The sequence below is a fragment of the Pseudomonas sp. S30_BP2TU TE3576 genome (genome assembly GCF_050436025.1).
Classification (GTDB): Bacteria; Pseudomonadota; Gammaproteobacteria; order Pseudomonadales; family Pseudomonadaceae; genus Aquipseudomonas.
On sequence record NZ_JBNDLK010000001.1, the window covers coordinates 3,476,145 to 3,498,038 of the forward strand.

A 21,894-nucleotide genomic window follows, 5' to 3' on the forward strand; every position below is an offset into this window, starting at 1 on the left:
GGGCGCCATACTCCGGCGTCTGAGTGATGACCTGCGGCAAAGGCGCAAACGCCCTCGCCGCAGTGCGATGATTTGTTGAAATTCAGTCGCCAAACTTCGTCGCAGGCAAAGTCCTACAGAGGACTACTTTTTATCCTCTCGTCTGCGTCGGGATTTCCCTACACCTGTGCTGAAGTGTCCGTGGGCGCTTGCCTTGAAAGGCCGCCGCGCTTTCCTCTACCGTAACGGCCTGTCACTACTTTTACGGAAAAGCCATGTCTTTGGCCTGTTCACGCTCTTTGTTTTTCATGGCTTTCATTGCGGGTGCCCTGGCGCTGGGCGTTTCCTGCTATCTGGAATATGCAGTCGGCTTGCGGCCTTGCGGCTTGTGTCTCGTGCAACGGTTTTGTCTGGCTATTTTTACCGGTGTCTGCCTGACGGCTTCGGTCCATGGTTCCGGTCGCATCGGAAACGTTCTGTATTGGCTGCTGAGTCTTTGCTGCAGCCTGGCCGGTACCGTCACGGCGTGGCGACAGGTCCTGCTGCAAAGTCTTCCGGCGGATCAGGCAGCGACGTGCTCGACCCGTCTGGCGGAAATGTTCGCCAGTACTCCGTGGCTATCGGTCGCACAGCAAATGTTCAAGGGTGCTGCCGATTGTGGGAGGATTTCCTGGACGTTGTTCGATCTGAGTCTCACGGAATGGAGCCTGCTGTTCTTTGTCGCGATGATGATTCTGGCCGTGTACCAGTCGTTGCGACTGGTCTGGATCAGCTATCAGCGACCACTCAGCGGCGAGTCGTCGCACCGGGCCTTTGCGGGCGATTAAACACTTGTATGAACTTTATCGCCTGCGTACCTTGAAGCCAGTGTCGCGCGGGCATAATCTGGCCCGCACGTGTCATTGGAATTATGTTGCTCGATGACGCTCTGCCTGACCGCCCACTGACGTTACAAGAGGCGAACGGGCATAGAGCAGCTGACCCACAAGGGAAGAGAGATCACCATGCTCGAAAGTTGTCAGAATGCTCAGGAACGCTGGGGTGGAGTGCACCTGCTGATCGATCGCTGGTTGCAGGAGCGTGAAGAGCTGATCGGTGCATACGACAAGCTCGGTGCCGATCCAGAGACACTGTCCACGAATCGCAAGCCTTTGCAGGAGTTCTGCGGCGTGCTGGTCGATTATGTATCGGCCGGGCACTTCGAGATCTACGAGCAACTGACGGGGGAGGCCAAGGCCTTCAACGACACGCGTGGTCTGGAACTCGCCGAGACGATCTATCCGCGCATCGACGTCATCACCGAAAAGCTGCTCGCGTTCAACGATCTGTGCGATGAGGGCAAATGCGTCGCCGAGAAGTTCAAGGAACTGGGTGGACTGTTACACGAACGCTTCGAGCTGGAAGACTGCCTGATCGAAGTGCTGCACACGGCCCACAAGGAAGCCGATTCGGTTCAGGCCTGAAGCGCTTCCCGCAAGATCCGGAAACGGCGTGCCAAGGCACGCCGTTTTTCATTTCCGTCGTCAGCTGCTAGCACCGCGCAATTCGACTTCGAACACCAGTGGAGTGAACGGTGCGATCACGTCACCGGCCCCGTCGGCGCCATAGGCCTGAGCCGATGGAATCACCAGTCGCCATTTCGCCCCGACCGGCATGTCTTGCAATGCACTGCGCCACCCGGCAATTACGCTGTCGAGACTGAACCATTGTGGCTGGCTGTTCTGATCGAATACCGTGCCGTCGGGCAAGCGACCGATGTACAGCACCTGCACCTTGCCGTTGGGTCCTGCCTTGGCGCCAGTGCCTGGCGTCATCTCGGTCAGCAACACACCATCAGCCAGTTCGCGCACGCCGGGCCTGGCTTTCTCTGCGGCGAGAAAACGCTGCTCTTTTTCCAGCGCCATTTCACTTTGCGGCTCGGCTGACTGCATGGCAATCCGGGCTTCATGCTCGGTCAAAACTTGCTGGATCTGCTCGTCCTTCAGCGCCAGCGGTTTGCCCTGATAGGCCTGCTGCAATCCTTCGACCAGTGCCTGGAGTTGCAGGTCGGGAACCTCCTGGCGCAAGCGTTCACCCAGACTTGCACCCAGGCTGTAAGCCAGATCGCGGGCTTCATTTTCCTGTGTTTTTTCGGCGGCCTGGGCCACCGAAAAAAACACGCACAGCGATAAAAAAAGGTAGCGCGACATGGGCACTCTCCGACCTGAATTGCGGGCGATTATGCCAGTGAGAATGCGCACAACGGTGAACTGCTTTTGCGCCGCTGCAGAAGTTTTTCCATCCTTTGCAACACGGCGCTTTCGATAGTGTCAACATGCCCTAGCGGCGGTTGCAGCAGAGGTCTAGTATGAGCCGCACTCACTTCAGCCAGGAGGTAAACCATGTCGGCCACCAAGAAGCCAGTAAACACTCCATTGCACCTGCTCCAACAACTCTCGGGCAGCCTGCTCGAGCATCTGGAAACCGCTTGTTCCGAAGCCTTGGCTGATGCTGAAAAATTGCTCGCCAAACTGGAAAAGCAGCGCGGAAAAGCGCAAGAAAAACTGCACAAGTCCCGCACCAAACTGCAGGACGCTGCGGCGGCCGGAAAAGCCAAGGCACAAGCCAAGGCCAAGGACGCAGTGGCCGATCTTGAGGAGCTGCTCGATGCCCTCAAGAATCGTCAATCGGAAACCCGCGGCTACATTCTGCAACTCAAGCGCGATGCTCAAGAAAGCCTGAAACTGGCCCAGGGCGTCGGTCGTGTACAAGAGGCTGTCGGCAAGGTGTTGTCCCTTCGTGCAGCCAAGCCTGCTGCGGCACCTGCAAAGAATGCCGCTGCCAAACCGGTTGCAGCAAAAGCACCGGCCAAGCCTGCCGCCAAACCGGTTGCCAAAGCACCGGTGAAAGCCGCAGCCAAGCCTGCCGCTAAACCGGCAGCGAAAAAACCTGTTGCGGCCAGCGCTGCAAAACCTGCTGCTAAAACTCCAGCAGCCAAACCTGCTGCAAGAACAGCGGCCGCCAAACCTGCCGCGGCGCGAACCGCTGCTGCCAAGCCTGCCGCTAAACCAGCCGCTAGACCTGCTGCCAAACCAGCAGCCAAAACCGCAGCGGCGAAACCTGCTGCCAAGCCTGCCGCTAGACCTGCTGCCAAACCAGCAGCCAAAACTGCAGCGGCGAAACCCGCTGCCAAGCCGGCGGCCAAACCTGTCGCGGCGAAACCTGCTGCCAAGCCAGTGGCAAAACCAGCTGCGAAAGCGCCAGCAAAACCAGCCGCCAAACCGGCCACCGCCAGTGCAGCCAAACCAGCCGCAGCCAAACCCGCTGCAAAACCAGCGGCCAAACCTGCAGTGAAAAAACCGATTGTCGCCAAGCCAGCGACCGCGCCTGTTGCCAAGCCAGCCTCCCCGGCTCCAGCCGCAACATCCACTCCGGCAGCTACTACCTCGACAGCTACGCCAGCGCCAACGCCGGCCGCTGTTCCGAGCGCAGCAATCTCCACCCCGACCAGCGCTTCTTAAGTGCCGGTTACCGCGACGCGCAGCTGATGCAGCGCGTCGCGGTGCAGGTGGGCGGCACCCGCCGTCGCACCTTCCAGCCAGGCCGCCAGATCGGTCTCGGCACCTTGCGGCCAACTCTGCGCCGCTCTCTCCAGCCGCAACAACAGATGCCTTTCGGCTTCCAGCTCCAGTGCCTTCACTTGTTCGCGCAGGGCATGCAACCCGGCGTCTTGCGTGGCCGCGGCTTTCCATCGCGTGCGCAAGGCGCGTAACGGCTGCACGACATCGGTGTCCCACGAGACGGCCACACTGCGAAGCTGCTGCAAGCGTTGCTCATCGCAGGCCACACCTCGTTGTCCCAACCACGCACCACACAGCAGCAGACACACATTGACTCCCGCCGACTGCAATTGCAGGCATGCCTGCTCAACGCCCGGACGAGCGTAAGTGCTTAGGGAAAAACTCCACAGGTCAGAGGACATAGTGCTACTCGCGCCAGTTGCGAGCGAAGCTGGTAGACTCCGCCGCCATTATGATTCGACTTCAGAACCTGACTTTACAGCGTGGCCCGCAACGTCTGCTAGAAGACGCCGAGCTGACCCTGCACGCCGGCCAGAAAGCCGGCCTCATCGGTGCCAACGGCGCCGGCAAATCGAGCCTGTTCGCCTTGCTTCGGGGCGAGCTGCACCCGGACTCGGGTGATTGCTTCCTGCCGGCCGACTGGCGTATCGCCCACATGCGCCAGGAGGTCGACACCCTCGAACGCCTGGCGGTCGACTACGTGCTCGATGGCGACCTGCGCCTGCGCCAGGTGCAACGCGACCTGGCGGCAGCCGAAGCGGCCCATGACGGTGCCGCACAGGCCCGCCTGCACTCGGAACTCGACAGCGCCGACGGGTACACCGCCGACGCCCGGGCGCGCAAGCTGCTGGCCGGGTTGGGCTTCACCAACGAGCAGATGGATCGTCAGGTCGGGGATTTCTCCGGCGGCTGGCGGATGCGCCTGAACCTGGCGCAGGCCTTGATGTGTCCATCGGACCTGCTGCTGCTCGACGAACCGACCAACCACCTGGACCTCGACGCCATCATCTGGCTTGAGGAATGGCTCAAGAGCTATCCGGGCACCCTGATGCTGATCTCCCACGATCGGGACTTCCTCGATGCCGTGGTCGACCATGTGGCCCACGTCGATCAGCGCAAGATCACCCTGTACCGCGGTGGCTACAGCGCCTTCGAGCGCGCCCGTGCCGAACGCCTGGCCCAGCAACAACAGGCCTACGAGAAGCAGCAGGTGCAACGTGCGCACATGGAAAGCTACATCGCCCGCTTCAAGGCCCAGGCCACCAAGGCCCGTCAGGCCCAGAGCCGGATCAAGGCCCTGGAGCGGATGGAAGAGCTGACCGCCGCCCACGTCGATTCGCCGTTCGACTTCGTCTTCCGCGAATCGCAGAAAATTTCCAGCCCGCTGATCGACCTGTCCGATGCCCGTCTGGGTTACGGCGACAAAGCCGTGCTGGAGAAGGTCAAGCTGCAACTGACCCCGGGTGCGCGAATCGGTCTGCTCGGCCCTAACGGTGCCGGTAAATCGACCCTGATCAAAAACCTTGCCGGTGAGCTCTCGCCATTGGCCGGCCGCTTGACCCGTGGCGAAAACACTGTGGTCGGTTACTTCGCCCAGCATCAGCTCGATTCTCTGGATTCCAAGGCCAGCCCGTTGCTGCACTTGCAGCGCCTGGCACCGACCGAGCGTGAACAAACCCTGCGTGATTTCCTCGGCGGTTTCGACTTCCGTGGTGCGCGGATCGACGAGCCGGTACTGAATTTCTCCGGTGGCGAAAAAGCGCGCCTGGCGTTGGCGTTGATCGCCTGGGACCGACCGAACCTGTTGCTGCTCGACGAACCGACCAACCACCTGGACCTGGAAATGCGCCTGGCGCTGACCATGGCCCTGCAGGAATTCAGTGGTGCGGTACTGGTGGTCTCTCACGACCGGCATTTGCTCAAAAGCACCACCGACAATTTCTATCTGGTGGCGGACGGCAAGGTCGAAGAGTTCGACGGCGACCTGGAGGACTACACCCGCTGGCTGGTGGAGTATCGCCAGCGCAACGCCCCGGTCAGCAACACGCCGGTCAACCCGGACAAGACCGACAAGAAAGCCCAGCGTCAGGCCGCTGCTGCGTTGCGCCAGCAACTGGCACCGCACAAGCGTGAAGCTGACAAACTTGAAGCCGAGCTTGGCAAGCTCCACGAAAAACTGGCGAAGGTCGATACCAGCCTCGGCGACAGCGACCTCTATGAGCCGGCGCGCAAGAACGAGTTGCGTGACCTGCTGGCCGAACAGGCCAGGCTGAAGGTGCGTGAGGCGGAGCTGGAAGAAGCGTGGATGGAAGCCCTGGAATTGCTGGAAAGCATGCAGGCGGAGCTGGAGGCACTGTCCTGATGGACGCCTTCAAGCTGCCGTTGCCGGCGGTGTGGGTCGAGCCGATCTGGCTCGGCGTGCAAATCCTGCTGATCCTGCTCGCCGGCTACTTCACCCAGCGCTTCGTCGCCAAAGGCCTGACCCGCGTCGGTGAGCGTTACCCGTTCCCGCCGCAGTTGATGCTGCCGCTGCGGGGCGGTTTGCGCTGGCTGATCATGGGCAGCGCGCTGATTTTCGTGCTGGAGCGTCTCGGTGTATCGGCCACAGTGCTCTGGACTGCGTTGTCCGGTTTCGTCGCGGTCGCGGCGGTGGCGTTTTTCGCCATGTGGAGCGTGCTCTCGAACCTGTTGTGCGCGATCCTGATTTTTACTGTCGGCCCGTTTCGCATAGGTGACGTGGTCGAGTTGGTAGACACCACCGACAAGCCCGGCGTCAAAGGCCGGGTGGTGGCGATCAATCTTCTTTACACCACGTTGGTCGAGGCCGAAGAACTTGGCACTGGCAGCGCCATGGTGCAAGTGCCCAACAGTTTGTTCTTCCAGCGTTCGGTGCGGCGCTGGCGCGGGACGGATGTGTTTCCTTCCAACGGGTTTGAAAAGTAAACCTTCTGCTGCCTGATACACCGCTTTCGCGAGCAAGCCCGCTCCCACAGGTGATCGCGTTCTTATTAGCGACATCGGTCTGATGTGGGAGCGGGCTTGCTCGCGAAGGGGCCCTCAAGCCCTCAAGCCCTGAACGCTGGTCGGCTGTCGCCATGTCCTGCAAAAAATCGGTAGTCATCCACCCAAAGCCGCATTAGCTTAGACGTCTGTCACGAGTCTGAGTCGAGGTGTGCAATGGAGCTTCAAACATGGCTGGCGTTTTTTGCCGCCTGCTGGGTGATCAGCCTGTCCCCCGGTGCCGGCGCCATTGCGTCGATGTCCAGCGGCCTGCAATACGGTTTTTGGCGCGGCTACTGGAACGCCCTGGGCCTGCAATTGGGCCTGGCTTTGCAGATCGCCATCGTCGGTGCCGGTGTCGGCGCCATTCTCACGGCTTCGGCCACGGCCTTCTACGCAATCAAATGGTTTGGCGTGGCGTATCTGGTCTACCTCGCGATCAAGCAATGGCGGGCGCTGCCCAGCGATATGAGCGACGACGCGGCGGTGCGCCAGATCGGCAAGCCGATGGCCCTGGTGTTCCGTGGTTTCCTGGTGAACATCAGCAACCCCAAGGCGCTGGTGTTCATGCTGGCGGTGTTGCCACAGTTCATCGACCCACACGCACCGTTGCTGATCCAGTATCTGGTGATCGGCGTGACCATGGTCTGCGTCGACCTGATCGTCATGGCCGGCTACACCGGTTTGGCGTCCAGGGTGCTGCGTCTGCTGCGCACACCGAAACAGCAAAAACGCATGAACCGGACCTTTGCCGGGCTGTTCATCGGGGCGGCAGCGTTCATGGCGACGCTGCGCAGAGCCGCAGTCTAAACCGACAGAAACCCCAAAAGGCGACCCATGCGGTCGCCTTTTTCATTGACGAATCAGTGCCTTGGAGAGCCCCGCGATTTCGCGGGAAGGCCCAACAACGCTTGAGCGAAACCCGTTGGGCGTTAACAATATGTAACTTCGTTTTGCAAATTGAGATTCATTCATGATCGCCCCCGCCCGTTTCCTGGCCTGGCTGTTGCTGCCGCTGTTCGCGGCGTACAGCTTTCAACTGCTGGCCGCCTCCGCCGAAGGTGCGCCGCAGGCGCTGCACTTGCTCGATTACATCAGCGCGGATTACCCGGACACGGTGCAGGCGGGCAGCATCACGGACCAGGCCGGATTTCGTGCGCAGCAAGAATCGGTCGGAACGCTGGGAAGTCTGATGGCGGCCATGCCGGCCAAACCGGAAACAGCCGCGCTGGAGCAAAGCCTGACCGCGCTGGAAAGTTCCATCAGCGCCCGTCAGGACGCTGTCGAAGTCACTCGCCAGGCCCGGCAACTGGGTGCGAAGCTGGCCGTGGCCTATGAAGTCAGCCAGGCCCCGGTCATTACGCCGGACCCGTCGCGTGGGGCGCCGCTGTACGCCCAGCATTGCTCGGTCTGCCATGGCGACACGGGGGCCGGCGATGGCCCGGCGGGCGTCGGCATGACGCCCGCGCCGTCCAACCTGCGCGATACCACGCGGCTGGATCGCCTGAGCCTCTACGCGATCTACAGCACTTTGGGCCTGGGCGTTGAAGGGACTGACATGCCGGCCTTTGCCGACCAACTGGATGATCGCCAGCGCTGGGATCTGGCCACCTATATCGCCAGCTTCAGTGTCGACCTGGCGACGGCCAATGCTGACAAAACCTACAACATCGCCGACCTGGCCCGTCAGACCCCGGCCGAAGTACAGGCCGCCGAAGGCCCGCAAGCCGCTGCGACGTTCCGTGCCCAGCGGGCGCAACCGCCGCAGGTCAAGCGTGGCCCGGCACAACTGCTCGACTACACCGCGGCCACTCTGGACAAGAGCATCGCGGCGTATCGTGCCGGTGAGCATGATCAGGCTTATGACTTATCGGTAGCGGCGTATCTGGAAGGCTTCGAACTGGTTGAAAGCTCGCTGGATAACATCGACGCCAACGTGCGTAAAGACACTGAAAAATCCCTGATGGCTTACCGTCAGTCGTTGCAGGACGGCCTGCCGGTGAGCGACGTCGAACAGCGCCTGGATGCGGCCAAGGCCAAGTTGAAGGCATCGGCCGGTCTGCTGGGCAACGACGGTTTGAGTTGGTCGCTGAGTTACATTTCCGGCCTGCTGATTCTGCTGCGCGAAGGTCTTGAGGCGATTCTGGTGCTGGCGGCGATCCTGGCTTTCCTGCGTAACACGGGTCAACAGACGGCGGTGCGCAGCGTTAACGTCGGTTGGGGCCTGGCGTTTGTGGCGGGGCTGGGCACCTGGGCGCTGGCAGCCTATGTCATTGATGTCAGCGGTTCACAGCGTGAATTGCTGGAAGGCGCGACGGCGTTGTTTGCCAGCGTCATGGTGTTGTGGTTGGGCGTGTGGATGCACGACCGTCGTCACGCGGCGGCCTGGCAGGATTACATCAAGACCAGCCTGGTGGGCGGCGGCGGGCGTTTCGGCTTTGCGACCCTGGCGTTTTTCTCGGTGTATCGCGAACTGTTCGAGGTGATTCTGTTCTACGAAACCCTGTGGTTGCAGGCGGGGCCCGCTGGACACAACGCAGTGCTGGCCGGCGGGGCCACGGCGCTGGTGTTGCTGGTTGGCCTGGCCTGGGTGATTTTGCGCGGTTCGGCGAAGCTGCCGCTGGCGCTGTTCTTCAGCATCAACGCGGGTCTGCTGTGCGCCTTGTCGGTGGTGTTTGCCGGGCATGGCGTAAAAGCGCTGCAGGAAGCCGGGATCTTCGGCACGCGACCGGTACCGTTCTTTGACTTTGAATGGTTGGGAATCCATGCCGATGCGTATTCGCTGAGCGCTCAGGTCGTGGCGATCATTGCGATTTTCGTGCTTTATGGACGTAGTCGGGTGGCTGAGAAGCAGCGGGTGCAGGTTTCTTAAACGGCATTCGCTTCGCTCACTTTTGCGGGCAAGCCATGCTCCCACAGGTTTAGCGTTAACCTGTGGGAGCATGGCTTGCCCGTGATGCTTTTCAACAGAGGAAAAACCAATGCGTGTGTGGATCGATGCCGACGCCTGTCCGCGGGCAGCCAAGGACCTGGTGGTGAAGTTCGCCCTCAAGCGCCAGTTCGAAGTGGTGCTGGTGGCCGGACAGCCGCAGACCAAGCCGGGGCTGGCGCTGGTCAAGTTGATCGTGGTGCCGAGCGGCCCGGATGCGGCCGATGATTACCTGGTGGAACACGCGGTCCCCGGTGAACTGGTGATCTGCAGCGATGTGCCATTGGCCGACCGACTGGTGAAGAAGGGCGTGGCAGCGCTCGATCCACGGGGCAAGGAGTTTGATGCGCAGAACATGGGCGAGCGGCTGGCCGTGCGCAACCTGTTCACCGATTTGCGCGAACAGGGGCAAGTGGGTGGGGGGCCAGCGCCGTTCGGCGACCGTGAAAAGCAGGCGTTTGCCAATGCGCTGGACCGGATCCTCACCCGGCTGGCCCGCAATTCTTAAGACCTGCGGCGAACCCTGTGGGAGCGAGCTTGCTCGCGATAGCGGACTTACAGACAACATCAAAGTTGAATGTGTTGGCCCCATCGCGAGCAAGCTCGCTCCCACATTTTTGAAGGGTGTCAGGCATCGTTTTCGTGGGTCAGTTCCAGCACCCGGTCTACCAGCTTGTTGATCCCCGATGCCGCTTCGCTGATCGATTGCGCCAGCATGTAAGCCGGGGTGCTCACCAGTTTGCGCGCCTTGTCCTCGACGATGTCGCCGACGGCGCAATCGGTATGAGTGGCACCCATCTTGTTCATCGCAGCAGCGGTGTCGGTGTCGTTGCCAATGGTGCAGGTCACGCCAGGGCCGTAGATCTTTGCCGCCAGGGCAGGGGAGATACACATCAACCCCACCGGTTTGCCGGCCTCGGCAAAGGCTTCGGTCAGTGCCAGGACATCCGGTTGAACGGTGCAGCCGGCGCCTTCGATGGCAAAGTTGGACAGGTTCTTGGCCGAGCCGAAGCCGCCGGGCACGATCAGCGCATCGAAGTCATCGACGTTCGCGTCACGGATATCCTTGATGTTGCCCCGGGCAATCCGCGCCGATTCCACCAGCACGTTACGCGACTCGGGCATTTCTTCGCCGGTCAGGTGGTTGATCACATGCAACTGCGCGATGTTCGGTGCGAAACACTGCACCTGGGCGCCGCGCTGGTCCAGACGCAGCAGGGTGAGGACGCTCTCGTGGAGCTCGGCGCCGTCGTACACGCCACAACCGGAAAGGATCACTGCAACTTTTTTGCTCATGGGCTTTTCTCCAGATTCATGGCGTTAAATGTCCACTAATTTGTCACTCGTTGCCATAGGGTTAATTCACGGCTACACATAGCATCTGTCCTCAAGATTCCGATCAGGGCGCGTCATGGACTTCATTCTGTATGCGGTGCCGTTTTTCTTTGTGCTGATCGCCGTCGAACTGCTGGCCGACCGTTGGCGCGGGGTGAGCAACTATCGGGTGGCGGACGCGATCAACAGCATCAGCACCGGCGTGCTGTCGACCACCACGGGCCTTTTGACCAAGGGTGTGGGACTGGTGACCTACGCCTTTGCCCTCCAGCATCTGGCGCTGTTTGAACTGTCGGCCGACAGCGTCTGGACCTGGGTGTTTGCCTTTGTTTTCTACGATTTCTGCTACTACTGGCTGCACCGCATGGGCCACGAGCGCAACATCCTCTGGGCCGCCCATTCGGTGCATCACCAGAGCGAGGATTACAACCTGTCCACGGCCTTGCGCCAGACCAGTACCGGTTTCTTGCTGAGCTGGATCTTCTATCTGCCGATGGCGGTGTTCGGCGTGCCGCTGCTGGTGTTCGTCAGCGTTGCGGCGCTGAACCTGCTGTACCAGTTCTGGGTGCACACCCGGCACATTCCCAAGCTTGGCTGGTTCGAATGGTTCTTTGTCACGCCGTCCAATCATCGGGCTCACCACGCACAGAACGCTCTCTACATGGATCGCAACTACGGCGGTGTGTTCATTATTTGGGACCGTCTGTTCGGCTCGTTCCAGGAAGAAGACGACAACGAGCCGGTGATCTTTGGCGTGACCACACCGCTGGCGAGCTGGAATCCGGTCTGGGCGAACGTGCAGTTCTATGCGCAGTTGTGGGCCGATGCCCGGCGTGCCGAAAACACCTGGGACAAGCTGCGGATCTGGTTCATGCGCACCGGCTGGCGCCCGGCGGACGTGGCGGCCAAATACCCGATGAACAAGCCGGACCTGACCCGGTTCCGCAAGTTCGAGGTGCCGCTGGACGGGCGTCAGCAGCTCTACGTGCTGTTGCAGTTCTGTGTCTACATCGCGCTTGGCAGTTACTTGATGAATCTGGAGCCGCGCTTGCCCGCCGCCGCCCTGGTGTTGGGCTGGGGAGCGGTAGCGTTCGGTCTGTTTGTGCTGGGCGTGGCCCTGGAGAATCGCCCGTGGGCATTGACGCTGGAACTGGTGCGGCTGGCGTCGAATTTGCCATTGGTATGGCTGGCCCCGGTCGTGGGGCTGTGGCCGGCCAGCGCGGTGGGCTGGGTCGGCCTGCTCAGTTACAGCCTGGTAAGCGGCATCGGTCTCTACTGTTGCAGAAACCGCATCACTCGGTTGGTGTCGTAGGGCCTTCGGTATTGGTCCGCGCAGTTTTCAGGGCTTGTTCGTCGGCGTAGACCTGCTTGGCCAGGCGGGCATTCTTGAAGCGTCGGCGCAGCCACAGTACGAAGCCCAGGACCAGCAGCGCACCGAGCACCCAGAGTTCGTACTTCTTCACACTGCCGAGCATGCCTTCGAGCACTGCGCCGAAATGGTACGCGGCCGCTGCCAGTGCGGCGGCCCAGATCGCCGCGCCAATGCCGTTGAGCAACAGGTAACGCCCCGGCGGATAGCCCGACAGCCCGATGGCCACCGGCATGACCGTGCGCAAACCGTAAACGAAGCGGAAGCTCAGTACCCAGATGTCCGGGTGCTTGCGAATGTGTTCCAGCGCCCGGTCACCCATCATTTGCCAGCGGGGTTTGCGCGCCAGCAGTTTGCGGCCGTGTTTGCGCCCCAGGAAATACCACAGCTGGTCGCCGGCATAACTGCCGAAGAAGGCCACGACCACCACCAGGTTGATGTCCATGTATCCACGGAACGCGAGGAAGCCCGCGAGTACCAGAATGGTTTCGCCTTCGAAGAACGTGCCTAGAAAGAGGGCAAAGTAGCCGAAGTCATGCAGAAATTGTTGGAGCATTGTCTGGGTGCTGGCGAAATGAACGCGCAGCCTAACCCTTCGGGCACATTCAGGAAAGTGTCCAAATGTGTCTCGACGTGAACATTTCCTACAAGGACAATGGAATGCGGCTACCTGTCGCAGCGCGCACATAACTGTCATGCGTTCGTCATAATGGCCGCTTATAACTGTCACGCTCGCCCGTAAGCGCGGGCTCAGGAGTCTGCCGTGAGCTTTACCCCCGCCAACCGTTTGTTCCCCGCAACCCGCCTGCGCCGCAACCGTCGTGATGACTTCTCGCGTCGTCTGGTCCGTGAAAATGTCCTGACCGTCGATGACCTGATCCTGCCGGTATTCGTGCTGGACGGTGAAAACCGTCGTGAAGCGGTGGCCTCGATGCCGGGCGTCGAACGCCTGACTATCGACCTGTTGCTGGAAGAGGCGGCCAAATGGGTCGAGCTGGGGATTCCGGCGCTGGCGCTGTTCCCGGTGACGCCAGCGGAACTCAAGTCGCTGGACGCCGCCGAAGCGTGGAACCCGCAAGGTATCGCCCAACGCGCCACCCGCGCCCTGCGTGCGCAGTTCCCTGAGCTGGGCGTGATCACCGACGTCGCCCTGGATCCGTTCACCACCCACGGCCAGGACGGCATTCTTGATGAAGAAGGCTACGTGCAGAACGACATCACCGTCGACGCACTGGTCAGGCAAGCCCTGTCCCACGCCGAAGCCGGCGCTCAGGTCGTGGCGCCATCGGACATGATGGACGGTCGCATCCAGGCGATCCGCGAAGCCCTCGAAGTGGCAGGTCACGTCAATGTACGGATCATGGCTTACTCGGCGAAATACGCCAGCGCCTATTACGGCCCGTTCCGCGATGCGGTCGGTTCGGCGCTGAACCTGGGCAAGGCCAACAAGGCCTCCTATCAGATGGACCCGGCCAACAGCAATGAAGCCCTGCACGAAGTGGCGGCGGACTTGTCAGAAGGTGCAGACATGGTCATGGTCAAGCCAGGCATGCCGTACCTGGACATCCTGTGTCGGGTAAAAGAAGAGTTCAAAGTGCCGACTTTTGTTTATCAAGTCAGCGGCGAATACGCCATGCACATGGCGGCGATCCAGAATGGCTGGTTGAGCGAAGGGGTTATCCTCGAGTCGCTGACCGCTTTCAAACGTGCAGGCGCCGATGGCATCCTGACGTACTTTGCCGTTCGTGCCGCTCAATTGTTACGAGAGCAAAAATAGCCCTCCCAGGAACATTCGATGAATACCGAAGTACTCACTGAAGTTGCCGTAAAAGACGCTCAACCTGTGGTGGAGCCCGTCCACGAGACCCCGCCGGAGCTGGAGCCAGCTCCGCCCGTGGCGGTCGTCGAAACCGCTGCGCCAGTGCCGGCGGTGGCCATTCCCGGCCTGGATGACAGCAGCCTGTACATCCACCGCGAGCTCTCGCAACTGCAGTTCAACATCCGCGTGCTGGAGCAGGCGCTGGACGAGTCTTATCCGTTGCTGGAACGGCTGAAGTTTCTGCTGATCTTCTCCAGCAACCTGGACGAGTTCTTCGAGATTCGCGTCGCCGGCCTCAAGAAGCAGATCACTTTCGCCCGTGAACAGGCCGGCGCCGATGGTCTGCAACCGCACCAGGCCCTGGCCCGCATCAGCGAACTGGTCCACGGTCACGTCGATCGCCAGTACGCGATCCTCAACGACATTCTGTTGCCGGAACTGGAAAAACATCACGTCCGCTTCATCCGTCGCCGCTACTGGACGACCAAGCTCAAAACCTGGGTCCGCCGTTATTTTCGTGACGAGATCGCGCCGATCATCACTCCGATCGGCCTCGACCCGACGCACCCGTTCCCGTTGCTGGTGAACAAAAGCCTGAACTTCATCGTCGAACTCGAAGGCATCGATGCTTTCGGTCGCGACTCCGGTCTGGCGATCATTCCGGCACCGCGCCTGCTGCCGCGGGTGATCAAGGTTCCGGAAGAGGTCGGCGGCCCAGGTGACAATTACGTGTTCCTGTCGTCGATGATCCACGCCCACGCCGATGACTTGTTCCAGGGCATGAAGGTCAAGGGCTGCTACCAATTCCGCCTGACCCGTAACGCCGACCTGGCGCTGGACTCCGAGGACGTCGAAGACCTGGCCCGTGCCCTGCGCGGCGAACTGTTCTCCCGTCGCTACGGTGACGCGGTACGTCTTGAAGTCGCCGATACGTGCCCGAAACACCTGTCCGACTACCTGCTCAAGCAGTTCAACCTGAGCGAGAGCGAGTTGTATCAGGTCAACGGTCCGGTGAACCTGACGCGGCTGTTCAGCATCACCGGCCTGGACAGCCAGCGCGAGCTGCAATACCTGCCGTTCACCCCGCAGATTCCGAAACTGCTGCAGAACAGCGAGAACATTTTCAGCGTGATCAGCAAGCAGGACATCCTGCTGCTGCATCCGTTCGAGTCGTTCACCCCGGTGGTCGACCTGCTGCGCCAGGCCGCCAAGGACCCACACGTGCTGGCGGTGCGCCAGACCCTGTACCGTTCCGGTGCCAACTCGGAAATCGTCGATGCGCTGGTGGATGCCGCGCGTAACGGCAAGGAAGTCACGGCGGTGATCGAACTGCGTGCACGGTTCGACGAAGAATCCAACCTGCAACTGGCCAGCCGACTGCAAGCGGCCGGTGCGGTGGTGATTTACGGTGTGGTCGGCTTCAAGACCCACGCCAAGATGATGCTGATCCTGCGTCGCGAGGCTGGTGAAATCGTGCGTTACGCGCACCTCGGCACGGGCAACTACCACGCCGGCAACGCCCGCCTGTACACCGACTACAGCCTGCTGACCTCCGACGACGCCTTGTGCGAAGACGTCGGCAAACTGTTTAGCCAGTTGATCGGCATGGGTAAGACGCTGCGCATGAAGAAGCTGCTGCACGCGCCGTTCACCCTGAAAAAGGGCATGCTCGACATGATTGCCCGCGAAACCCAGTTCGCCCTCGACGGCAAACCGGCGCACATCATCGCCAAGTTCAACTCGCTGACCGATCCGAAGATCATCCGCGCGCTGTACAAGGCCAGCCAGTCGGGCGTGCGCATCGACCTCGTGGTGCGTGGCATGTGCTGCCTGCGGCCGGGCATCGCCGGGGTTTCCCACAACATCCATGTGCGTTCGATCATTGGCCGTTTCCTGGAGCACACCCGGGTCTTCTACTTCCTCAACGGCGGCGATGAGCAGATGTTCCTCTCCAGTGCCGACTGGATGGAACGCAACCTCGACAAGCGCGTCGAGACTTGCTTCCCGGTGGAAGGCAAGAAGCTGATCATGCGGGTCAAGAAAGAGCTGGAGTTGTATCTCACCGACAACACCCACAGCTGGAGCCTGCAGTCGGACGGCCGTTACATCCGTAACACGCCGACCGGTAACCAGAACCCGCGCAGCGCCCAGGCGACATTGCTGGAGCGTTTGGGCAGCCCGATCCTGGCTGTCCGGTAACACGGAACCTGTGGGAGCGGGCTTGCTCGCGAAGGCGGCCGAACAGCCAACATTGATGTTGGATGTGATGGCCTCTTCGCGAGCAAGCCCGCTCCCACATGGGTTGTGAACAAAAAAGGCCTTCCGAAGAAGGCCTTTTTCAATTTCAGCGCACGCTCAGCACAATGTCGACCCGGGTCAGCCATTGCGCTTCAATTTCAAAGTCGGCCTGGGTCAACTGGTTTTCATCCAGCCAGTTTTCCGGGAATACCACTTCCAGGTGGTTGCCATGGGCATTCAGTTCCACCTGAGGCATTTGCTGGGTGCCACGGATGTGGTGGAACAGGATCGCAAAACGCAGCAGCACGCACAGGCGAATCAGCTTGGTGCCGTCGTCACCGAACTCGGCGAACTTGTCCTTGGGAATGTTGCGTCGGTGGCCGCGTACCAGCAGCGCGAGCATCAACTGGTCTTCGCGGGAGAACCCGGCGAGGTCCGAGTGCTCGATCAGGTAGGCGCCGTGCTTGTGGTACTGGTAGTGAGCGATGTCCAGGCCCACTTCATGGACCTTGGCCGCCCAGCCGAGCAGTTCGCGCCAGACGCCGTCTTCCAGATCCCAGTCCTCGGCCACCTGATCGAACGCATGCAACGCCTTGCGCTCGACCCGTGCCGCCTGTTCCTGATCGACGTGGTAGCGCCCCATCAGCGAAGTGAGGGTGCGTTCGCGCACGTCTTCGTGATGATTGGCGGCCTAGCAGGTCATAGAGCACGCCTTCGCGCAGGGCGCCTTCGCAGTGATCCATGCGTTGCAGTTCGAGGGAGTCGAAGATCGCTTCGAGAATCGCCAGGCCGGCCGGGAAAATTGCCCGGCGATCCGGCTTGATACCTTCGAAATCGATTTTCTCGACGTCGCCCAGTTTGATCAGTTTGCGTTTGAGCCAGGCCAGGCCTTCGGCGTTGACCTCGCCGGTGCCGTGGCCGCCAGCCTTCAGTGCCAGGCCTATAGCGCGGATGGTGCCCGAGGAGCCGATGGCTTCATCCCAGGTCAGGCGGTGCAGGGCGTGCTCGATGCTCATGATCTCCAGCCGCGCCGCGGTGTACGCCTGGGCGTAACGGGCCGGGGTGATCTTGCCGTCCTTGAAATAACGCTGGGTATAGCTGACGCAACCCATCTGCAGGCTTTCGCGCAGCAGCGGTTCGAAGCGCTGGCCAATGATGAATTCAGTACTGCCGCCGCCGATGTCCGCCACCAAGCGCTTGCCCGGGGTGTCGGCGAGGGTGTGGGACACGCCGAGGTAGATCAGGCGCGCTTCTTCACGGCCGGATATGACTTCCACCGGGTGGCCGAGAATTTCTTCGGCGCGATGGATGAACTCGGCGCGGTTGCGAGCTTCACGCAAGGCGTTGGTGCCAACAATGCGCACGGCGCCGGTCGGCATACCGCTGATCAGTTGGGCGAAGCGCTTGAGGCAGTCGAGCCCGCGCTGCATGGATTCTTCGCTGAGGTGGCGTTCTTCGTCGATGCCGGCGGCCAGCTGAACCTTCTCTCCGAGACGCTCGAGTATACGGATCTCACCGTTCTGGGCCTTGGCCACGACCATGTGAAAGCTGTTGGAGCCCAGGTCGATTGCGGCGATCAGGGACAGATTCTTGGCTTGGGATTGCGGCATGGTCGGGGGTCTCGGTCGATAACCTCGACATCGTGCCACGATCAAAGGCTGCCGCCAACGCATAGGTGACCGCTTTGCGGTCAATCGCGAGCAAGCTCGCTCCCACAGGGTTCCAGGTTGCCTCTAATCCCGCGACCGGCGCAGGACCCATGTGGGAGCGAGCTTGCTCGCGATGACGGTATCGCTGGCGCTGAAGGTTTGTCAGACCGCCGCCTCAACTGTCCCGATGAAATTCGCCAGCTCCGCCGTCTGCGGATTGGCGAACAATACTTTCGGATCCCCCACCTCATGCACCTTGCCCTGGTGCATGAACACCAACTTGTCCCCAACCTCCCGGGCGAAGCGCATTTCGTGGGTGACCATGATCAGTGTCATGCCTTCCCTGGCCAGTTGCCGGACCACGCTCAACACCTCATTGACCAGTTCCGGGTCCAGGGCCGAGGTGATTTCGTCGCACAGCAACACTTTCGGCGACATCGCCAGGGCCCGGGCAATGGCCACCCGCTGTTGCTGCCCGCCGGACAGTCGATCAGGGAAGGCATCAAACTTTTCGCCCAGCCCGACCCGTTCCAGCATTTGCCGCGCCAGTTCGGCAGCCCTGGCTTTCGGAGCTTTTTGCACCACTTGCGGCGCAAGCATGACGTTCTCTCCCACCGTCAGGTGCGGGAACAGGTTGAATTGCTGGAACACCATGCCGACTTTCTGCCGCAGGCTGCGCAGATCAGCGCGCGCGGCATCGAGGTACTCGCCGTCGACTTCGATGACGCCGTCGTTGATCGATTCCAGGCCGTTGAGGGTGCGCAGCAAGGTGGATTTACCCGAGCCGCTGCGACCGATGATCGCCACCACCTGGCCTTCCTCGACGCTCAGGTCGATACCTTTGAGCACATGGTGATCGCCGTAGTATTTATGCAGGGCGGAAATTCTAAGCAGAGGCATGCAGTCTCCTTTCCAGGTAGCGCGCACTGAGGGACAAGGGGTAGCAGAGCAGGAAGTAACCGAGGGCCACGAGGCCGTAGACCATGAACGGTTCGAACGTCGCGTTGGCGAGCATGCCGCCGGTCTTGGTCAGCTCGGTGAAGCCGATGATCGAGGTCACGGCAGTGCCTTTGACCACTTGCACCGAGAAGCCCACGGTCGGCGCCACGGCTATACGCAGGGCTTGCGGCAAGATCACGTAGCGCAACTGCTCCAACGGGTTCAGCGCCAGGCTCGACGAAGCCTCCCATTGGCCGTTGGGAATCGAATCGACGCAGCCACGCCAGATCTCCGCCAGGTAAGCACTGGTGAACAGCGTCAATGCAATCGCAGCCGCCGCCCATGGTGAAATTTCCACGCCGGCCAGTGCCACGCCGAAGAACACCAGAAACAGCTGCATCAATAGTGGCGTGCCCTGGAACAGTTCGATGTAGGTGCGGGCGAAGCTGCGCGGCAGGGATTTGTCCGAGATGCGCATGACCATGATCAACAGGCCAATCAGCCCGCCGCCAATGAACGCCACCAGCGACAGCGCCAGCGTCCATTGCAGGCCGGTGAGCAGGTTGCGCACGATGTCCCAGAAGGTGAAATCGCTCATCGGCTGCTCCTGGCAATGAAGCGCTGGCCGATCCAGTTCAGTAACTGGCGGATCAGCAGTGCCATGCACAGGTACAGCAGTGTGGTCAGGGCGTAGGTTTCAAAAGCGCGGAAGTTGCGCGATTGAATGAAGTTGGCAGCGAAACTCAGCTCTTCGGTGGCGATCTGAGAACACACCGCCGAGCCGAGCATGACAATGATGATCTGGCTGCTAAGGGCCGGCCAGACTTTGCCCAGTGCCGGCAGCAGCACCACATGGCGGAATGCTTCGAGGCGCGTCATCGCCAGTGCCGCCGCGGCTTCCAGCTGACCCCGGGGGATCGCCTGGATGCCGGCGCGGATGATTTCGGTTGAATAGGCGCCGAGGTTGATCACCATCGCCAGCACCGCCGCCTGCCATTCAGAAATCTGCACGCCCAGAGACGGCAAACCGAAGAAGATGAAAAACAACTGCACCAGGAATGGTGTGTTGCGGATCAACTCGACGTAAACCGCGAAAATCCCGGCGAAGGGGCGGATGTTCCACGCCCGTACCAGCGCCCCGACGATGCCCAGCCCCACGCCGAGCACAGCGCCGATCGCAGTCAGCTCAAGGGTGAACAGCGCACCGCGCAGCAACAGATCGGTGTTGTTCACCACCGGCAAGAAATCGAACTGATAAGCCATAAAGCGTCTCCTGCGCGCCGGATCAGAGGTCGGCCGGCAGCGGCTCTTTCAGCCAGGCCAGGGCGTTCTTTTCCAGTGCGCCGTCGCTCTTGGCGGTCACGAGGATCTGGTTGACCTTGTCCAGCAGCGCCGGCTCGTTCTTGTTCACGCCGACGTAGACCGGAGAATCCTTGAGCTTCACTTTCAGCGCGGGCACGCGTTTTGGGCTCTTCTCGCTGATGGCAACCATCACCACGTTGCCGCTGGCGATCAGGTCGACTTGCCCGGCCAGGTACGCGGCGATGGTCGAGTTGTTGTCTTCGAAACGCTTGATGGTCACGCCTTCGGGGGCGACCTTGGTCAGCTCGATGTCTTCGATGGCGCCACGGGTGACGCTGATGGTTTTGCCCTTGAGATCGTCCAGGCCTTTGATGTCTGCGTCTGGCGGACCGAACACGGCGAGGTAGAACGGCGCATAAGCGCGGGAGAAGTCGATGACCTTCTCGCGCTCCGGGTTCTTGCCGAGGCTGGAGATCACCAGGTCGACCTTGCCGGTGGTGAGGAACGGGATGCGGTTGGTGCTATTGACCGGCGTCAGTTCGAGTTTGACCTTGAGCTGATCGGCCAGCAGTTTTGCGGTGTCGATATCGAGGCCGCGGGGTTTCATGTCCGGGCCAACCGAGCCGAAGGGCGGGAAGTCCTGGGGCACGGCCACCTTGAGGACGCCGCGCTTGACCACATCCTCCAGGCCGTCGGCGTGGGCGGGTGCCTGGCTCAGCATCAGGCTGGCGAACAAGGCTGCGAGGAGGGCGCTGGAACGCTTCGTCATGGCAAATCTCCGGATCGGCAAGAGGTGATTTCTGCTGATCGACAGAGCACGGGCCATGCCAACATAGGGTTCGGGGGCCGCCAGAGCGCGGTTTTGCTGGTCTTTCACGGTCTTACTGGTCTGAACAGTCAGGTTGTTTTTCGCACCCCGATAGCGCATCCGTGAAAACCCCCGAACTCCCTTGGGGCACGACTTGCCGAGCATTGCGAATAGCTTTACAACTGGGCGCACATTGGCCTGGTTCGTCTGGAAAACCATGAATTCGATCTCCCGCGCGGTACCTGAAGTGGCGCTGCAAGCCATTCGCAAACTGATTACCGAGCAGGGCTTCGGGCCGGGAGATGCGTTGCCCTCGCAACGGGACCTGGCGGTGCAGTTGGGGGTCAGTCGGGCGTCGTTGCGCGAGGCGTTGTCATCGCTGAGTGCGCTGGGGGTCATCAGCATCCAGCCGGGCAAAGGCGTGTTCGTGCAATCGCCGGTGGACCTGCCGCAAAGCGATGCGCCGCCGAGCTGGCCGTTCGCGGCGCAGGTTTCGCCGCTGGACATCTTCCAGTTGCGCTATGCACTGGAGGGCTTTGCGGCGGGGCTGGCGGCGGTGAATCTGGGCAGCGCCGACCTTGATGCGCTGGAGGAAAACGTTGCCGCCATGCGTGAGCATTTGCGTGCCGGCGAATTTGACGCAGCGTCGCGGCTGGATTTTGAGTTTCATCGGCGCATCCTGCTTGCCAGTGGCAATCGGGCGATGTTGAGCATCCTCACCGCCAGCGCCGATATCTTTCTTGAGAGTCAGAAACTACCGTTCATCCGGACCGAGCGGGCCATGGAAACCTGGCAGGAGCACCGCAAAATCCTGCGTGCACTGGCACGGGGGGCGGCTGGTGCGGCGCAAAAGGCCATGCATGAGCACGTACGCAATGCGGCGTTACGTACCGGAATCGCGTTCATCGCTCCCGCCACTTCATGACCTGAGCTATACCCAAACTCATGAATCACCATAGCGAGAGTC

At 61.1% G+C, this 21,894-nt stretch carries 20 protein-coding genes and 1 pseudogene; 12 read left to right on the top strand and 9 right to left on the bottom strand.

Annotation, left to right across the window (positions count from 1 at the left end; genetic code table 11):
- Positions 1 to 254 precede the first annotated feature (254 nt).
- Together ABIA48_RS15775 and rsd are read left to right on the top strand one after the other, a co-directional pair.
- A complete protein-coding gene (locus tag ABIA48_RS15775; protein WP_429489803.1) occupies positions 255 to 806 on the top strand; it encodes a disulfide bond formation protein B in 552 nt (183 codons plus the stop codon).
- A gap of 177 nt (positions 807 to 983) precedes the next feature.
- Complete coding sequence (gene rsd, locus ABIA48_RS15780) at positions 984 to 1,442, top strand: sigma D regulator (protein ID WP_429489804.1); 459 nt, start codon at positions 984 to 986, stop codon at positions 1,440 to 1,442.
- 60 nt (positions 1,443 to 1,502) lie between these two features.
- On the opposite strand, the gene ABIA48_RS15785 is transcribed toward rsd, so the two are convergent.
- Positions 1,503 to 2,168: an FKBP-type peptidyl-prolyl cis-trans isomerase gene (locus ABIA48_RS15785; protein ID WP_429489806.1), complete on the bottom strand. Its 666-nt coding sequence runs from the start codon at positions 2,166 to 2,168 to the stop codon at positions 1,503 to 1,505.
- A gap of 192 nt (positions 2,169 to 2,360) precedes the next feature.
- Here ABIA48_RS15785 and ABIA48_RS15790 point away from each other — a divergent pair, with 192 nt between their 5' ends.
- Positions 2,361 to 3,479, top strand: a complete 1,119-nt coding sequence (locus ABIA48_RS15790) for an AlgP family protein (RefSeq protein WP_429489808.1) — start codon at positions 2,361 to 2,363, stop codon at positions 3,477 to 3,479.
- Here ABIA48_RS15790 and ABIA48_RS15795 read toward each other — a convergent pair.
- On the bottom strand, positions 3,476 to 3,940 hold the full coding sequence (locus ABIA48_RS15795; protein ID WP_429489810.1) for a TIGR02444 family protein: 465 nt from the start codon (positions 3,938 to 3,940) through the stop codon (positions 3,476 to 3,478). The two genes, ABIA48_RS15790 and ABIA48_RS15795, sit on opposite strands and share 4 nt — an antisense overlap.
- A gap of 50 nt (positions 3,941 to 3,990) precedes the next feature.
- On the opposite strand from ABIA48_RS15795, the gene ABIA48_RS15800 reads away from it, so the two are divergent.
- From ABIA48_RS15800 to ABIA48_RS15820, 5 genes are all read left to right on the top strand, one after another.
- Complete coding sequence (locus tag ABIA48_RS15800; protein ID WP_429489812.1) at positions 3,991 to 5,901, top strand: ATP-binding cassette domain-containing protein; 1,911 nt, start codon at positions 3,991 to 3,993, stop codon at positions 5,899 to 5,901.
- On the top strand, positions 5,901 to 6,482 hold the full coding sequence (locus ABIA48_RS15805; RefSeq protein WP_429489814.1) for a mechanosensitive ion channel domain-containing protein: 582 nt from the start codon (positions 5,901 to 5,903) through the stop codon (positions 6,480 to 6,482). Before ABIA48_RS15800 ends, ABIA48_RS15805 begins: the two co-directional genes overlap by 1 nt.
- 234 nt (positions 6,483 to 6,716) lie before the next feature.
- Positions 6,717 to 7,349 carry a homoserine/homoserine lactone efflux protein gene (gene rhtB, locus ABIA48_RS15810; RefSeq protein ID WP_277532931.1) on the top strand — a complete coding sequence of 211 codons (633 nt, stop codon included), beginning with the start codon at positions 6,717 to 6,719 and terminating at the stop codon, positions 7,347 to 7,349.
- A 163-nt stretch (positions 7,350 to 7,512) separates the two neighbouring features.
- Positions 7,513 to 9,411: an FTR1 family protein gene (locus ABIA48_RS15815; RefSeq protein WP_429489816.1), complete on the top strand. Its 1,899-nt coding sequence runs from the start codon at positions 7,513 to 7,515 to the stop codon at positions 9,409 to 9,411.
- A 109-nt stretch (positions 9,412 to 9,520) separates the two neighbouring features.
- On the top strand, positions 9,521 to 9,976 hold the full coding sequence (locus tag ABIA48_RS15820; RefSeq protein WP_429489818.1) for a YaiI/YqxD family protein: 456 nt from the start codon (positions 9,521 to 9,523) through the stop codon (positions 9,974 to 9,976).
- 119 nt (positions 9,977 to 10,095) lie between these two features.
- Here ABIA48_RS15820 and elbB read toward each other — a convergent pair whose 3' ends face one another.
- A complete protein-coding gene (gene elbB, locus ABIA48_RS15825) occupies positions 10,096 to 10,764 on the bottom strand; it encodes an isoprenoid biosynthesis glyoxalase ElbB (RefSeq protein WP_429489820.1) in 669 nt (222 codons plus the stop codon).
- Between the two features lie 115 nt (positions 10,765 to 10,879).
- Here elbB and ABIA48_RS15830 point away from each other — a divergent pair, with 115 nt between their 5' ends.
- Positions 10,880 to 12,115 (top strand): sterol desaturase family protein, encoded by a 1,236-nt coding sequence (locus ABIA48_RS15830; protein WP_429489821.1) that lies wholly within the window; start codon positions 10,880 to 10,882, stop codon positions 12,113 to 12,115.
- Here ABIA48_RS15830 and ABIA48_RS15835 read toward each other — a convergent pair.
- On the bottom strand, positions 12,096 to 12,728 hold the full coding sequence (locus ABIA48_RS15835; RefSeq protein WP_007982861.1) for a DedA family protein: 633 nt from the start codon (positions 12,726 to 12,728) through the stop codon (positions 12,096 to 12,098). The genes ABIA48_RS15830 and ABIA48_RS15835 overlap by 20 nt on opposite strands.
- A gap of 207 nt (positions 12,729 to 12,935) precedes the next feature.
- Between ABIA48_RS15835 and hemB the strand changes: the two genes are divergently transcribed.
- Entirely contained in the window at positions 12,936 to 13,949 is a 1,014-nt protein-coding gene (gene hemB, locus ABIA48_RS15840) for a porphobilinogen synthase (RefSeq protein WP_007982864.1), read from the top strand.
- Between the two features lie 18 nt (positions 13,950 to 13,967).
- Positions 13,968 to 16,190 carry a polyphosphate kinase 1 gene (ppk1, locus tag ABIA48_RS15845; RefSeq protein ID WP_429489823.1) on the top strand — a complete coding sequence of 741 codons (2,223 nt, stop codon included), beginning with the start codon at positions 13,968 to 13,970 and terminating at the stop codon, positions 16,188 to 16,190.
- A 145-nt stretch (positions 16,191 to 16,335) separates the two neighbouring features.
- Here the strand turns inward: ppk1 and ppx are convergent.
- The 5 genes and pseudogenes from ppx to ABIA48_RS15870 form a co-directional block, all read right to left on the bottom strand.
- A pseudogene (gene ppx, locus ABIA48_RS15850) lies at positions 16,336 to 17,839 on the bottom strand (exopolyphosphatase).
- Between the two features lie 201 nt (positions 17,840 to 18,040).
- Positions 18,041 to 18,778 carry an amino acid ABC transporter ATP-binding protein gene (locus ABIA48_RS15855; protein ID WP_429489825.1) on the bottom strand — a complete coding sequence of 246 codons (738 nt, stop codon included), beginning with the start codon at positions 18,776 to 18,778 and terminating at the stop codon, positions 18,041 to 18,043.
- Positions 18,765 to 19,415, bottom strand: coding sequence for an amino acid ABC transporter permease (locus tag ABIA48_RS15860; RefSeq protein ID WP_007982874.1), 651 nt, complete (start codon positions 19,413 to 19,415; stop codon positions 18,765 to 18,767). Before ABIA48_RS15860 ends, ABIA48_RS15855 begins: the two co-directional genes overlap by 14 nt.
- Positions 19,412 to 20,080: an amino acid ABC transporter permease gene (locus ABIA48_RS15865; protein ID WP_429489827.1), complete on the bottom strand. Its 669-nt coding sequence runs from the start codon at positions 20,078 to 20,080 to the stop codon at positions 19,412 to 19,414. Before ABIA48_RS15865 ends, ABIA48_RS15860 begins: the two co-directional genes overlap by 4 nt.
- Before the next feature lie 22 nt (positions 20,081 to 20,102).
- Positions 20,103 to 20,888, bottom strand: a complete 786-nt coding sequence (locus ABIA48_RS15870; RefSeq protein WP_429489829.1) for a transporter substrate-binding domain-containing protein — start codon at positions 20,886 to 20,888, stop codon at positions 20,103 to 20,105.
- A 256-nt stretch (positions 20,889 to 21,144) separates the two neighbouring features.
- Between ABIA48_RS15870 and ABIA48_RS15875 the strand changes: the two genes are divergently transcribed.
- Positions 21,145 to 21,852, top strand: coding sequence for a FadR/GntR family transcriptional regulator (locus ABIA48_RS15875; RefSeq protein ID WP_429489831.1), 708 nt, complete (start codon positions 21,145 to 21,147; stop codon positions 21,850 to 21,852).
- Positions 21,853 to 21,894 lie beyond the last annotated feature (42 nt).

Coding starts and splice junctions, on each gene's coding strand:
- ABIA48_RS15775 (WP_429489803.1), top strand. CDS start 255: ATGTCTTTGGCCTGTTCACGCTCTTTGTTTTTCATGGCTTTCATTGCG.
- rsd (WP_429489804.1), top strand. CDS start 984: ATGCTCGAAAGTTGTCAGAATGCTCAGGAACGCTGGGGTGGAGTGCAC.
- ABIA48_RS15785 (WP_429489806.1), bottom strand. CDS start 2,168: ATGTCGCGCTACCTTTTTTTATCGCTGTGCGTGTTTTTTTCGGTGGCC.
- ABIA48_RS15790 (WP_429489808.1), top strand. CDS start 2,361: ATGTCGGCCACCAAGAAGCCAGTAAACACTCCATTGCACCTGCTCCAA.
- ABIA48_RS15795 (WP_429489810.1), bottom strand. CDS start 3,940: ATGTCCTCTGACCTGTGGAGTTTTTCCCTAAGCACTTACGCTCGTCCG.
- ABIA48_RS15800 (WP_429489812.1), top strand. CDS start 3,991: ATGATTCGACTTCAGAACCTGACTTTACAGCGTGGCCCGCAACGTCTG.
- ABIA48_RS15805 (WP_429489814.1), top strand. CDS start 5,901: ATGGACGCCTTCAAGCTGCCGTTGCCGGCGGTGTGGGTCGAGCCGATC.
- rhtB (WP_277532931.1), top strand. CDS start 6,717: ATGGAGCTTCAAACATGGCTGGCGTTTTTTGCCGCCTGCTGGGTGATC.
- ABIA48_RS15815 (WP_429489816.1), top strand. CDS start 7,513: ATGATCGCCCCCGCCCGTTTCCTGGCCTGGCTGTTGCTGCCGCTGTTC.
- ABIA48_RS15820 (WP_429489818.1), top strand. CDS start 9,521: ATGCGTGTGTGGATCGATGCCGACGCCTGTCCGCGGGCAGCCAAGGAC.
- elbB (WP_429489820.1), bottom strand. CDS start 10,764: ATGAGCAAAAAAGTTGCAGTGATCCTTTCCGGTTGTGGCGTGTACGAC.
- ABIA48_RS15830 (WP_429489821.1), top strand. CDS start 10,880: ATGGACTTCATTCTGTATGCGGTGCCGTTTTTCTTTGTGCTGATCGCC.
- ABIA48_RS15835 (WP_007982861.1), bottom strand. CDS start 12,728: ATGCTCCAACAATTTCTGCATGACTTCGGCTACTTTGCCCTCTTTCTA.
- ppk1 (WP_429489823.1), top strand. CDS start 13,968: ATGAATACCGAAGTACTCACTGAAGTTGCCGTAAAAGACGCTCAACCT.
- ABIA48_RS15855 (WP_429489825.1), bottom strand. CDS start 18,778: ATGCCTCTGCTTAGAATTTCCGCCCTGCATAAATACTACGGCGATCAC.
- ABIA48_RS15860 (WP_007982874.1), bottom strand. CDS start 19,415: ATGAGCGATTTCACCTTCTGGGACATCGTGCGCAACCTGCTCACCGGC.
- ABIA48_RS15865 (WP_429489827.1), bottom strand. CDS start 20,080: ATGGCTTATCAGTTCGATTTCTTGCCGGTGGTGAACAACACCGATCTG.
- ABIA48_RS15870 (WP_429489829.1), bottom strand. CDS start 20,888: ATGACGAAGCGTTCCAGCGCCCTCCTCGCAGCCTTGTTCGCCAGCCTG.
- ABIA48_RS15875 (WP_429489831.1), top strand. CDS start 21,145: ATGAATTCGATCTCCCGCGCGGTACCTGAAGTGGCGCTGCAAGCCATT.